The following is a 12,192-nucleotide window of genomic DNA, read 5'->3' as shown; positions in this document are numbered from 1 at the left end:
GCAGAAATGACAGTCACATCCCTTGGCCACTTTTTTGCCCCTTGCATCCTGCTGTGCGGGTTGATGGCCGGGCTGATGGCGCTTGCTGGCTGCGACCCGGAACTGCCACCACCCGGCGGACGGCCCAGCACTTCGGGCAGCCACGCCCCGCTGCATGGCGCGGTTGATTTCTGCGCCCGCAACCCGGAGGCCGACCAATGCCACTGAAGCTCACCCGGCCACTATGGGGCATCATCCGCGATATTCACTGGCAGGCCCGCACCGGCTTTGATTACCGCGCTGACATCGATCTGCACGGCAAGCAGGAATACTGGTGCATTCCCGATGACAAAAGGCCCGAAGGGGATTGTGAGGATTTTGCGCTGTGGTGCTCACAAAAACTGATCAAACAAGGGATCGCCTGGGAACACCAGGTAGTCGCCTACTGCCTGACCGAAACCGGCGGCGCGCATCTTGTTCTCATGATCAATACAGATCGCGGCGTCTATATCCTCGATAACCGCCAGGACAGCGTCAAAGGCTACGCCGATCTCGCCAGCACCTATCACTTCATCGCCCAAAGCCAGTGGGGCAAACCGATGGATCAGGAGTGGGTCAGGATTGAGGATGTGTGAGTTGTTACGGCAACGATGTGTGGCCAATGTGGTTAGTCAAAATGTAGAGAACAAGAATTGCAGAAACCCCACCACAGATCAGGCAAAACAGGGCGACCCAATCCATGATCCTGGCAACCTTTTCAAGATACGGGGGCGCGCAATAGGGCTCATCTGCAGCGTAGCCTGACAAGCTCCCAGATCGATCAAAAGCTCGTTGGTAAATGACTGAAAGTTGTCTAAAGAACAAGGCGAATAAACCCACAACGAAGATAACGATCAACCAAAACACATTACGACTTAAGCCATTGGAATAGGTTTGCGAGCCAGCAAGCGTAAGAGAAGATATGAGCCCTCCAGACAAGCCTTTGGTTAGCCATTCGCGCAATTTGTCCCATGCCTCTTCAACGGGCACAGTCGTGCGCTTTCGTTCGTCTTCGTATTCTATTTTGTTATGGTTTTGATAGTAATAGTCTTCCCATTCGTGGGGCGAAATGCCTTCAACTACCTGAAACTGTTTCTTGAAATTTTGCCATGTCCAATGGCCAAAGCGCCATTTGATACGTTGCCAGATCGAAATGCGCACAGTCATAGAACACCCCTGTTTTGAAGGCGGGGGCCAAGGTGTTGACGCACCTTGAACCGGGAGAGATCAGCTCCCACGAATAAATCGCCCCGCCACCGTTGCAACGGCGGGTACAGATTAGAAAGACTTGTTTAGCTATGTCGACTCAAATAGTTGCGCCTGTTCTTCCCGTCGCCCCGTATCTGGGCGGCAAACGCAACCTCGCCAAGCGTTTGGTGGTGATGATTGATCAGATCGATCACACCACCTATGCAGAGCCTTTTGTGGGTATGGGCGGGGTTTTTCTCCGTCGAATCCGCCAGCCAAAGGCCGAGGTGATCAACGACATCAACCGGGAACTGGCCACGTTTTATCGCATCCTCCAGCGCCACTACGTGCCCTTTATGGAGATGATGAAGTTTCAGATCACGACCCGTGCGGAGTTCGAACGCCTGGTCAAAACCGATCCGACCACATTGACCGACCTCGAACGGGCAGCCCGTTTCCTTTACCTTCAGCGCACAGCGTTTGGCGGCAAGGTGTCTGGTCGCAATTTCGGGGTATCGGTCGAACGACCGGGGCGGTTTGATATTACCAAGCTGGGGCCAATGCTCGATGATCTGCATTCGCGCCTGTCGGGCGTGGTGATTGAATGTTTGCCCTATGGTGATTTCATCACGCGCTATGACCGGGCAGAGACGTTATTCTACCTCGACCCGCCTTATTTTGGCGGCGAGAATGACTATGGCAAAAATGTCTTTGAACGGGCTGATTTTGAGAGGCTATCAGAGCTTCTAAGAGGCCTCTCAGGGCGTTTTATTCTGTCTCTTAACGATGTGCCAGAGATCCGCCAAATCTTCGCTGGCTTCTCAATGCAAGCAGCCGAGGTCAATTATTCGATTGCGAGACAGGCCGAAAGCAGGCGCGCCTTTGGTGAATTGATCATCTCAAACACCTGACACAAAAAAGCCGGGGCGATGATGCCCCGGCGGTTCTTTCTCATTGTAAATCGGGTTAGTTGCCTTTGGCCGTGCTCTGCGCCCCTGCTTCATAGGCGCGGCGCAAGGCGGCTCTTAAGCCCCATACAGCAACATCATGAAAATCTTTGCTGTCATGGCCTTTGGTTTCGAGCGTGTTGATAAACAGCTCGTCGCGGGCGATCTGTTCAAAAAGCTGGTTTAAATTATTCATCTTTGTGCTCCTGGTCGCTGGTCTTTATCGTTTGCGGTAAGGACAGTACCGCTCGGTTCGCCGGGGATTGCCAGTCGAAAGAGAGCAACAATTTTGCGAAGTTCGATTGCACTACAACCAGACAAAAAAAGAAGCACAGCAGGTGAAACTGCTATGCTCCAATTTTATGTGGCGACCACTCCAAATCCATGTGGCGCGCTACATCCGCTCTGGGGAAAGGCTAAGCTGTTGGCTCATATTTGGCGTCAACCGACCGGGGGGGCGGCGGGGGGCGGCAAGGCACGGACGACCGGTTTCATCAGAAGAGGTCGTTCGCTCGGACGGAAAGGGAGGTCTTGATCTGGTCGAAAGCTAACGCGCTGTCGGCCTGGGCACGGAAGTATCGGAGAATTGCCTGGAAACGGCGGTTCGCTATACCGTATGGTGGTGTGCGGTGATCGACGGGACTGGCGGAGAGGGTGGGATTCGAACCCACGGTACTATTGCTAGTACAACGGTTTTCGAGACCGCCCCGTTCGACCACTCCGGCACCTCTCCGCATGTGTGGTCTGGCGTTCGAGGCGCTGTTTAACGGTCTGTGCGCCAGATTGCAAGAGGGAAAAAACAAAACGTTTGATTTTGACTCTGAAATTGCTGTTTGGGAGCGGTTCGACGCGGATTTGGCAGGGTCGGGAGGGGGGTGTTTTGTCAGCTGTTTGGTATCACCCTATTATTAAGATAACCCTCAGAGAGGACCGGAATGGCAGGTTACGGTGTCGGGGCCCGGGACGGACTGGGCCGTTTGGGCATTTTGAGAGTGAATGTGCGCTCGTTTGCCGGGAAAGCAGGAGTCGGCGTGCCGGGGGCTAGGCATGACAATGGTGGAAGCGGGTTTTGATGCGGTGTCGCGCCGATGTTGAACAATGCAGGCTTGCCATGCGTGCCAAACAGGGCCGTATGGCGCGGATTGCCCGCTTTGGAGTTGACATTTGAGGGTGGAAACGGTAATTCACCCGTCTCTCGCAGCGGTCCGGTCTCAGTTTGCAGCGACACCGGTCTGCGCGTTTGCGTTTCCGAAGTCTTTTATTCAGGAACTATATTCGATGTATGCAATCATCAAAACTGGTGGCAAGCAATATAAGGTTGCCGCCAACGACGTTATCAAGGTCGAAAAGATCGCTGCCCAAGCTGGTGAAACCGTGACCCTGGATCAGGTTCTCATGGTGGCTGGCGACGGTGCGCCGCAGGTTGGTGCTCCGTTGGTCTCTGGTGCTTCTGTTGTTGCAGAAGTTCTCGAACAGGCCAAGGGCGACAAAGTGATCGTTTTCAAGAAAAAGCGCCGGCACAATTACCGTCGCAAAAATGGTCATCGCCAGAACCTGACCGTTCTGCGCATCACGGGCATCAACGTCTGATTTTCAGACGGATGCAGGTTTTAGGAGGGTTTCATGGCTCATAAAAAAGCTGGTGGTAGCTCCCGTAACGGTCGCGACTCCGAAGGTCGGCGCCTCGGCGTTAAGAAATTCGGCGGCCAAGCGGTTGTTGCAGGTAACATTCTCGTACGTCAGCGTGGCACAAAATTCCATGCGGGCGAAAATGTTGGCCTCGCCAAAGACCATACCTTGTTTGCAACTGCGGGCGGTAGCGTTCAGTTCAAGTCAGGTTTCAAAGGTCGTACCTATGTGAACATCATTCCGGCAGAGGCGTAAGCCTCCCGTTCCGGACACGATGTGTCAAGAATTTGCAGGGGAGGAATGAGCAATCATTCCTCCCCTGTTTTGTATGTTTCAGGCAAAATAATGCCGGGTGCGGATAGCCGCACGGCATTGGGGAAATACCCCCGGACGAATTGATCCCAAAGGACTGGTTATGAAGTTTCTCGACGAAGCAAAAATTCATGTGCAAAGCGGCCGCGGCGGCGCAGGAGCGGTGAGCTTCCGGCGGGAAAAATTCATTGAATATGGCGGTCCCGATGGCGGCGATGGCGGTCGTGGTGGTGACGTTATTGTTGAAGCCGTTGATAACCTGAACACCTTGATTGATTTTCGTTATCAGCAGCATTTCAAGGCCCAGATCGGTATGCATGGCATGGGCCGTAACCGCACTGGTCCGGCCGGTAAATCAGTAACGATCAAGGTGCCGGTGGGCACTCAGATTTTGGCGGATGACCGCGAAACCGTTATCCTTGATATGCTTGAAGCCGGGCAAAGCATTGTTTTGTGCCGGGGCGGTGATGGGGGCCGGGGCAATACCCATTTCAAATCATCGACCAACCAGGCCCCGCGGCGCGCCGAAGAAGGCTGGCCGAACGAGGAAATGTCGGTTTGGCTGCGTCTTAAGCTGATTGCCGATGCCGGGCTTGTGGGCCTTCCCAATGCCGGTAAATCAACTTTCCTGGCGGCATCATCTGCTGCCCGGCCAAAAATTGCCGATTATCCCTTTACCACCCTGCATCCGCAGTTAGGTGTGGTCGAGGTTGATGATAATGAATTTGTGCTGGCCGATATTCCCGGCCTGATCGAGGGTGCATCGGAAGGCAAGGGCATTGGCACGCGCTTTTTGGGCCATATCGAACGCTGCGAAGTGCTGTTGCACCTGATTGATTGCGCGGAAGAAGACCCGGTTGCAACCTATCGCACTGTGCGCGAGGAACTTGATAACTACGCCGATATTCTGGTTGATAAACCCGAAGTCATCGCCTTGTCCAAGGCCGATACGCTGTTGCCTGAAATGGTGGAAGAACAGCGTGAGATTTTGGAAAAAGGGATCGGTAAAAAGGTTTATATCGTTTCCGGTGCCACCGGTCAGGGTGTGAAAGACGTCCATCGCCAATTGCGTAAGCATATTGTCGAAGAGCGTGAACACCGGGCGATGGAAAACGCCGAATTTAAAGGGTTCCAGCCTTGAGCCTTGGCGACGCAAAACGACTGATTGTTAAAGTTGGCTCGGCCTTGCTGGTGGATGAAACCACCGGCAAGCTGCGCCGCGCCTGGCTGGAAGCCCTGGCCGATGATATTGCCGCCCTGCGGGAGCGTGGCACCGAAGTTATCATTGTTTCCAGCGGGGCCATTGCCATGGGGCGTCGCCTGTTGGGGCTGGATCACCGCACCATCAGCCTGGCTGATAAACAGGCCGCCGCCGCCACCGGGCAGATTTCGCTGTCGCAAGTATGGCAGGAAGCCCTGCATCGCAATGGCCTGATCATGGCGCAGGTTTTGGTAACGCTGGAAGATATGGAATCGCGCCAGCGTTACCTGAATGCGCGTGGCACGTTAAATGCGTTGCTTGATCGCGGGGCCATTCCGCTTATCAATGAAAACGATACTGTTGCCACGGCTGAAATCCGTTTTGGTGATAATGATCGGCTGGCGGCGAAGGTCGCGCACATGATTTCGGCAGATATGCTGGTGTTGCTGTCTGACATTGACGGGCTTTATACCGCTGATCCGCGTAAAAACCCCGATGCCAAATTGATCCCCGAGGTGGGTGAACTAACCCCGGAAATTATGAGCATGGCCGGTTCAGCCCCGACCATGTATAGCTCTGGCGGCATGGTTACCAAATTGCTGGCTGCCGAGATTGCCATGAAATCCGGCTGCCGGATGATGATCGCGCGGGGCACGATTTATCATCCGCTAAAAGCCCAGCTTGACGGCGGGTTACACACTTTGTTCACGCCATCGGAAACACCGCTTGCCGCACGGCGTCACTGGATTGCAACGTCGCTTTCGGCGCGTGGAGCCATTGTGATCGATGCCGGTGCGGTTAAGGCCTTGCGGGCGGGAAAAAACCTGCTGGCACCGGGGATTACCACTTTGCAGGGCAGTTTCAAGCAGGGCGATGCTGTGCGTGTGCTCGATTGTGACGGACACGAAGTGGCGCGTGGGCTTTCGGCCTATTCCGCCGAGGAAACCCGCCAGTTGTTGGGACATAACAGCCACGACATTGAACCTATTTTGGGCTATAGCCGTGGTAATGCCATTATTCATTCCGACGATCTGGTGCTGGCCGAAAATCAGGCATAATTCCAGCGTCCCAAGGGTAAGCATTTGACAGCGGATAAAATGACTGGCGTTTGCGCAGGTTGATCCTGAACCGGATGCTTCCCTTGCGGTACGATCATTCTATCTTTGCTGGGTGATGTAGGGTGCCGCTGTTGTCTTTACGTGCCGCCTGCATATCTTTGAATTTGGCTTGAAAATTGCCTGTCTGACACGGTGCCGCCAGTTAAGGCATCGCACCTGAAATCCGGCATTTCCAGCCAGGGCTGCGCTTCCCTAAAATTTAGATTTTCCCGTGATAACAGCCAGGGTTGGCGGTTTGAACATGGGTGTTTTCGGTATCTGCGTGCTGTTGGTTTAGTGTGTCTGAAACGGGATGTCAGGCAGGATCGCTATCCTGTCAGGGCTTTATAAGATAGCGATCATGTAACCTTGGGGCTTGTTACCCGGCATCAATAATTTGTGCCGTGGTGGCAATTGCGGCGAAAATGTCGGCCAGCATAGTAAGTTCCGCCTGATGCAGGGTGCTGGCAGGCATGATATCTGGCGTGGTCGTCGGGGCAAGGGCTGCGACGCTGGCAGGTATTGGAAGGGCGCGGGTGGCGCTGGCATCGCTGGCAACGGTAACACCATATCCGGCTTGATGGGCCATGCGGGCCGTGGTTGAAACGCATAGATGGGTCATGAACCCGGCCAGAACCACATTTTTAGTTGCCGTTTTTTGCAGGGGTTCGTGCAGGTTGGTGTTTCCAAATGAATTGGGCACATGCTTGGTAATAATCGTTTCACCCGGCACGGGGGCAACTTCATCCATGATATCGACAAGGCGGCTATCGGGGTTAAAGACAGCCGCACCCGGCGCACTGTGATGAACAACATGAATAACTGTGCCACCGCTTTTGCGCCAGTGTGCCAGCAGTCGGACTGCATTTGTCAAGGCAGCGTCTAATGCGTCAAGTTTAAGTGCGCCCCTGCGATATTCCTCCTGGGCATCTATCAGTATAAGGGCGGCATTATTTGCATTTCCAATAGCCGTTGTAACACCCGATAACGACAATAATGTTTGAGCAGACATGAACGGTTTCCTGTGTGGTGTGCGGTAGGGTGATGCCACTATGGGGCTGCGAATTTGCAATTAAAATATGCATTTTTTCGGTTATGATCTGCGTTAATGCAGATGTGGGGTTGAAGGATGCATACGCCAGACTGGGAAGGCCTTAAGACATTTGTGGTTTTATGTCGGGCTGGAAACATGAGTGCCGCTGCCCGTGAACTGGGCATTAACCAGACAACGGTCAGTCGCCGTATTGCCCGGCTGGAAGATATGCTGGGTTACACGGTGTTGCAGCGGGGCAATGGCAGTATGGCCCCAACGCAAAAGGCCGCCTCCCTGTTGGCAATGGCGCAGGAAATGGAAGCAAATGTTGCCGGGTTCATGGGGATGGAACCCGATACACAGCCAGCACTTGCCGAACTTGCCGGAACAGTGCGGGTCACGGCGGTGGATGCATTGCTTGAGGGGGTGCTGGTTCCGGCATTTGCCGATTTTTGCCATCGCCATCCCGGTGTGCAACTTGACCTTAGCGGTGGTAATCGCAACCTCAATGTTGCCCGGCGCGAAACGGATTTGGCACTTCGTCTGGCAAGGCCGGAAAGCGGCGCGTTTCGTGCGCGTCGGGTGGGTACACTAAAATTTGGCATTTATGGCACCCGTGCCGACATGAACCCGGCAACGTCAAACTGGATTGACCTGGTGGACGGGTTTGCCGACAAACCGGAACAGCAATGGCTAAACCGGCATTTTGCAGGTCGCCGCATTGTTGGCCGGGCCAATCGGTCGGCGATGATGGGGCAGATGGCCGTGCAAGCAGAGTGCTGTTGTTTGTTACCAGGCTGTGTCGGCGACCAGGTTTCCGGTTTGCATCGGTTAAACCCGTACCAGGTAACAGCGTACCGCGAGGTTTGGTTGCTGGTGCATCAGGACATGGCCCATCTTGCCCATGTGCGGGCAGTGATGAACTGGATCATCGGGTTGATGCGGCACTGAAGCCTGCCGGGTTTGGCTATTGATGGCGGGGGTCAGGTTGCGGATGGCAAGGTATGGTCGGCCGTTTTGCTTTGGCTTTGGACAAGGCGGGCATTGGGGATGTCATTATCAAGCGCCCGGCGGGTTGCTATGGCGTGCTCAAAACCATGATCGATCCAGCGGGTGATCAGGCGTTGTTCCAATGTTGCAATGGGAACATCAAGAAACAGGGTTAAATCAAACAGCGGGGCAAGTCTGTTCCACGGTGATTGTTCCAGTAACAGATAGTTTCCTTCGATCAGGACGGTACGGTGATGACGGGATATGCACCGGGCGGAACCGCGTGAAAGTTCCAGCTGGCGATCAAAAACCGGTACATAAATATCATCGTTATCGGCACGCAGGGCGGTAAGACAGCGGGCAAAACCGCCAACATCAAATGTGTGCGGCGCCCCTTTGCGGGCCAGATCGCCACGGGCGCGTAAAATGGCATCATCAAAATGAAAACCATCCATTGGTACGATGGCCACCCCGGCTTCATCACCCCCCAGATGGTGATGAAGCCGTTCGGACAGGGTTGACTTGCCCGAAGCAGGGGCGCCAGCGATTGCCACCATCAGACGGGTGTTTTCCGTCTGGCGGGCAGCAATAAGGGAAGCAATATGATCAAGGTCGTGATGCATTTTTCTGGGGAAATTCCGAAATTCCGGGTTTGTATTTCAGGCTGTTGCGACCGCTGATGTTTCCGGGGCCTCAAGTGCGCCGGTCATGAAGGCAACCGCATCTGACATGGTGTAATCATCGGGTTTGATGGTGCAAAGGCGTTTGCCCAGCCTGTGAATGTGAATGCGATCAGCTACTTCAAACACGTGGGGCATATTGTGCGAAATCAGCACAATCGGCATCCCGCGCGATCGCACATCCTGTATCAGTTCTAGCACCCGGCGGCTTTCCTTAACGCCAAGGGCGGCGGTGGGTTCATCCATGATTACCACGCGTGAACCAAAGGCCGCGGCCCGGGCAACTGCCACCCCCTGGCGCTGCCCGCCCGACAGGGTTTCCACCGCCTGATTGATGTTTTGAATGGTCATCAAGCCCAGTTCGGTAAGTTTTTCACGCGCGATGCGTTGCATGGCCGGGTGGTCCAGCATTTTAAGGAACTTGCCAGCAAAGCCGGGGCGGCGAATTTCACGGCCCATAAACATGTTATCGGCAATCGACAGGGCTGGTGAGAGGGCAAGTGTCTGGTAAACCGTTTCAATCCCCGCTTCACGGGCATCCATTGGTGATGAAAAATCAACCGGTTTGCCTTCCAGGCGAATTTCACCTTCATCAAGCGAAATCGCACCGGACAAGGCCTTGATCAGGGATGACTTGCCAGCACCATTATCGCCAATCACGGCCAGGATTTCGCCGGGATAAAGGTCAAAATCAGCATTATCAAGGGCGGTGACTCGGCCATAACGTTTCACCAGGCCACGCCCGGACAGAACCGGCTGGGGGGAAGGAGATGTCGTGTTCATGACGATACCTTTCTGATCCACTGGTCAATCGCAACGGCAATGATGGTGAGCCAGCCAATGGCAAACAACTGCCACAGCACATCGACCCCAACCATGCGCAGGCCGGAATTAAACACACCCACAATCAGCGCGCCAATCAACGGCCCGGCAATGGAACCACGTCCGCCAAACAGCGAAATGCCCCCGATCACCACAGCGGTAATGGACTGCAAATTGGCTTCCTGAAAACTTTGTGGCGAAACAGACCCGACACGCCCGATTGAGGCCCAGCCACCAATGGCACATACCACACCAGCCAGAATATAAACCGATATCAGCGTACGGTTGGTGCGAATGCCGGAAAGTTCGGCAGATTCCTTATCATCGCCAATGGCATAAACATGCCGACCCCAGGCGGTATGGTTCAACATGAACCAAAGAACGGCAAAAATCGCCAGCATCAGGATGGACCCATAGGTAATCCGGGCGCCCCCAATGGCGATGGTTTCACCAAACAGTTTTAGCAGCGGGGCGATTTCATCAAGGGTCTGGCTGCGAATGGATTGGGCATTTGAAAGCCACAGGTTAAGGGCAAAGAAAATGTTCCATGACCCCAGGGTGACAATAAACGGGGGCAGCTTTATCCGTGTTACGAGAAAGCCGTTCATGCCGCCCGCCAGCGCACCGCCGCCAAAACCGATCAGGATGGCAAGCGGCGTTGGGATGCCGGCTGAAACGGCAAGCTGGCCCATCACGACCGACATTAAAACCATGATTGCACCAACCGAAAGATCAATCCCGGCGGTTAAAATCACAAGGCTTTGGGCGGCTGCCAGAATGCCAATAATTGATACCTGCTGAACAATCAGCGACAGGTTGAACGGCGAGAAAAATTTGGGTCCGGCCAGTGCGCCAAAAATGATGATTGATAAAATCAGCACAATGACCGGGATCATTGTGGGATGACCATGCAACAGATGCTGGGCTGATTGCAGAAAAGAGCGTTTATGTGGCGTGAATGCTGCAACATTTTTGTCGCTGCGCCCCAATGTGTCTTCAAATTCCTGCTGCTTGCGTGGCGTACGGGTGTCGTCGCTCATCGCTTCCTCCGGGGCCCTGTTATCTTGCCTGCGCCAGATGTGTGGGACACGGGGCGCTTTGGCTGGTTCCCCCGGTTTTCAGGGGCAGGGCCGTTTGACATGGTAAGGATTTAGGTGTGCGGGTTCGGGGCGGGCAGTGCCCGCCCCGAAACATTTTGCTACCAGTTCGGGATTAACCCCAGCAGCGATCCAGGCCTTCTTTAACGCTGATCGATTCAACGCCGTCTACCGGCTGGTCTGTGACCAGGTTAACGCCGGTATTCACAAAATTCAGGCCGTCACTGTTTTTCGGTTTTTCACCCGAATCCGCCCATGCCTTGATGGCTTCGATTCCTTTGGATGCCATCAAAAGCGGGTATTGCTGTGATGTGGCACCGATAACGCCGTCTTTTACGTTCTCGACGCCGGGGCAACCGCCATCAACCGAAACAATTAAAACACCATCCTGCATGCCAAAGGATTTAAGGGCTTCATATGCCCCAGCGGCGGCCGGTTCGTTAATGGTGTAAACCACATTGATACCGGAATCGCGCTGCAACAAATTCTCAAGCGCCTTGCGGCCGCCTTCTTCGTTGCCGCTGGTTACGTCATGGCCGACGATACGGTCATCGTCTTCATCGCCAATTTTGTTTTCGTCTTTAATATCAATGCCAAATCCCTTCATAAAGCCCTGGTCGCGCAGCACATCAACCGATGGCGCGCTTGCCGAAAGGTCAAGAAAGGCGATTTTGGCTTCGTCGGCCTTGTCGCCCATTTTGGCCTTGGCCCATTCGCCAATCAGTTCGCCTGCCTTGAAATTGTCGGTGGCAAAGGTGGCATCGGCAGCATCGATCGGTTCTAGCGGGGTATCAAGCGCGATAACCAGAATACCGGCATCGCGGGCTTTTTTAACCACTGGCACAATCGCCTTGGTGTCCGATGCTGTCAGCATGATGCCTTTGGCACCCGATGCGATGCACGATTCAATCGCCTGCACCTGGGTTTCATGGTCGCCATCAATTTTGCCGGCATAGGTCGAAAGATTGATGCCCAGTTCCTTTGCCTTGGCTGTCGCGCCTTCTTTCATTTTCACGAAAAACGGGTTGATGTCGGTTTTGGTGACCAGGCAGGCACCAATTTCGTCGGCTTTGGCCTGATGAACCGGCAGGGCGGCAATCGAAAGGGCAAGCGCACCAAGGGTTGCGCCAAGAAGTGCTTTTTTCATCTGTTTCCTCCCAGGGATTTCCCTGATTTAA

15 protein-coding genes and 1 tRNA gene are annotated in these 12,192 nt (G+C 54.3%); 8 read left to right on the top strand and 8 right to left on the bottom strand.

Features of this window, described 5'->3' with window-relative positions:
• Nucleotides 1-6: 6 nt before the first annotated feature.
• Both THS27_RS04155 and THS27_RS04150 read left to right on the top strand, forming a co-directional pair.
• Nucleotides 7-207 (top strand): hypothetical protein, encoded by a 201-nt coding sequence (locus THS27_RS04155; RefSeq protein ID WP_085588144.1) that lies wholly within the window; start codon nucleotides 7-9, stop codon nucleotides 205-207.
• Nucleotides 198-614: a transglutaminase-like cysteine peptidase gene (locus THS27_RS04150; RefSeq protein ID WP_085588142.1), complete on the top strand. Its 417-nt coding sequence runs from the start codon at nucleotides 198-200 to the stop codon at nucleotides 612-614. The genes THS27_RS04155 and THS27_RS04150 overlap by 10 nt, the downstream gene beginning before the upstream one ends.
• A 4-nt stretch (nucleotides 615-618) precedes the next feature.
• On the opposite strand, the gene THS27_RS04145 is transcribed toward THS27_RS04150, so the two are convergent.
• A complete protein-coding gene (locus THS27_RS04145; protein ID WP_085588140.1) occupies nucleotides 619-1,185 on the bottom strand; it encodes a hypothetical protein in 567 nt (188 codons plus the stop codon).
• A gap of 131 nt (nucleotides 1,186-1,316) precedes the next feature.
• Between THS27_RS04145 and THS27_RS04140 the strand changes: the two genes are divergently transcribed.
• Nucleotides 1,317-2,117, top strand: coding sequence for a DNA adenine methylase (locus THS27_RS04140; RefSeq protein ID WP_085588138.1), 801 nt, complete (start codon nucleotides 1,317-1,319; stop codon nucleotides 2,115-2,117).
• Between the two features lie 55 nt (nucleotides 2,118-2,172).
• Here the strand turns inward: THS27_RS04140 and THS27_RS26860 are convergent, their stop codons facing one another.
• Both THS27_RS26860 and THS27_RS04135 read right to left on the bottom strand, forming a co-directional pair.
• Nucleotides 2,173-2,349, bottom strand: coding sequence for a hypothetical protein (locus tag THS27_RS26860; RefSeq protein ID WP_168184820.1), 177 nt, complete (start codon nucleotides 2,347-2,349; stop codon nucleotides 2,173-2,175).
• 447 nt (nucleotides 2,350-2,796) lie between these two features.
• A tRNA-Ser gene (locus THS27_RS04135) sits at nucleotides 2,797-2,886 on the bottom strand.
• Nucleotides 2,887-3,431: 545 nt separating this feature from the next.
• On the opposite strand from THS27_RS04135, the gene rplU reads away from it, so the two are divergent.
• The 4 genes from rplU to proB all read left to right on the top strand — a co-directional run bounded on the left by rplU (nucleotide 3,432) and on the right by proB (nucleotide 6,353).
• A complete protein-coding gene (gene rplU / locus THS27_RS04130; RefSeq protein ID WP_085582812.1) occupies nucleotides 3,432-3,743 on the top strand; it encodes a 50S ribosomal protein L21 in 312 nt (103 codons plus the stop codon).
• A gap of 33 nt (nucleotides 3,744-3,776) precedes the next feature.
• Complete coding sequence (gene rpmA / locus THS27_RS04125; protein ID WP_085588136.1) at nucleotides 3,777-4,037, top strand: 50S ribosomal protein L27; 261 nt, start codon at nucleotides 3,777-3,779, stop codon at nucleotides 4,035-4,037.
• Between the two features lie 160 nt (nucleotides 4,038-4,197).
• Nucleotides 4,198-5,235, top strand: coding sequence for a GTPase ObgE (gene obgE, locus THS27_RS04120; RefSeq protein ID WP_085588134.1), 1,038 nt, complete (start codon nucleotides 4,198-4,200; stop codon nucleotides 5,233-5,235).
• On the top strand, nucleotides 5,232-6,353 hold the full coding sequence (gene proB / locus THS27_RS04115; RefSeq protein WP_085588132.1) for a glutamate 5-kinase: 1,122 nt from the start codon (nucleotides 5,232-5,234) through the stop codon (nucleotides 6,351-6,353). The genes obgE and proB overlap by 4 nt, the downstream gene beginning before the upstream one ends.
• Nucleotides 6,354-6,771: 418 nt before the next feature.
• On the opposite strand, the gene THS27_RS04110 is transcribed toward proB, so the two are convergent.
• Nucleotides 6,772-7,404, bottom strand: a complete 633-nt coding sequence (locus THS27_RS04110; RefSeq protein WP_085588130.1) for a cysteine hydrolase family protein — start codon at nucleotides 7,402-7,404, stop codon at nucleotides 6,772-6,774.
• A 117-nt stretch (nucleotides 7,405-7,521) separates the two neighbouring features.
• Here THS27_RS04110 and THS27_RS04105 point away from each other — a divergent pair, with 117 nt between their 5' ends.
• A complete protein-coding gene (locus THS27_RS04105) occupies nucleotides 7,522-8,376 on the top strand; it encodes a LysR family transcriptional regulator (RefSeq protein ID WP_085588128.1) in 855 nt (284 codons plus the stop codon).
• 32 nt (nucleotides 8,377-8,408) lie between these two features.
• On the opposite strand, the gene THS27_RS04100 is transcribed toward THS27_RS04105, so the two are convergent.
• From THS27_RS04100 to THS27_RS04085, 4 genes are all read right to left on the bottom strand, one after another.
• Nucleotides 8,409-9,038 carry a nucleoside triphosphate hydrolase gene (locus THS27_RS04100; RefSeq protein WP_085588126.1) on the bottom strand — a complete coding sequence of 210 codons (630 nt, stop codon included), beginning with the start codon at nucleotides 9,036-9,038 and terminating at the stop codon, nucleotides 8,409-8,411.
• A gap of 36 nt (nucleotides 9,039-9,074) precedes the next feature.
• Nucleotides 9,075-9,878, bottom strand: coding sequence for an ATP-binding cassette domain-containing protein (locus THS27_RS04095; protein ID WP_085588124.1), 804 nt, complete (start codon nucleotides 9,876-9,878; stop codon nucleotides 9,075-9,077).
• A complete protein-coding gene (locus tag THS27_RS04090; RefSeq protein WP_085588122.1) occupies nucleotides 9,875-10,957 on the bottom strand; it encodes an ABC transporter permease in 1,083 nt (360 codons plus the stop codon). Before THS27_RS04090 ends, THS27_RS04095 begins: the two co-directional genes overlap by 4 nt.
• 172 nt (nucleotides 10,958-11,129) lie before the next feature.
• Nucleotides 11,130-12,161 (bottom strand): sugar ABC transporter substrate-binding protein, encoded by a 1,032-nt coding sequence (locus THS27_RS04085; RefSeq protein ID WP_085588120.1) that lies wholly within the window; start codon nucleotides 12,159-12,161, stop codon nucleotides 11,130-11,132.
• Between the last annotated feature and the right edge of the window lie 31 nt (nucleotides 12,162-12,192).

Source organism: Thalassospira sp. MCCC 1A01428, from assembly GCF_002115825.1.
In the GTDB taxonomy this organism is placed as follows: domain Bacteria; phylum Pseudomonadota; class Alphaproteobacteria; order Rhodospirillales; family Thalassospiraceae; genus Thalassospira.
The sequence above is the reverse complement of the archived record's forward strand: the minus strand, read 5'-3'. Positions and strand labels throughout refer to the sequence as shown.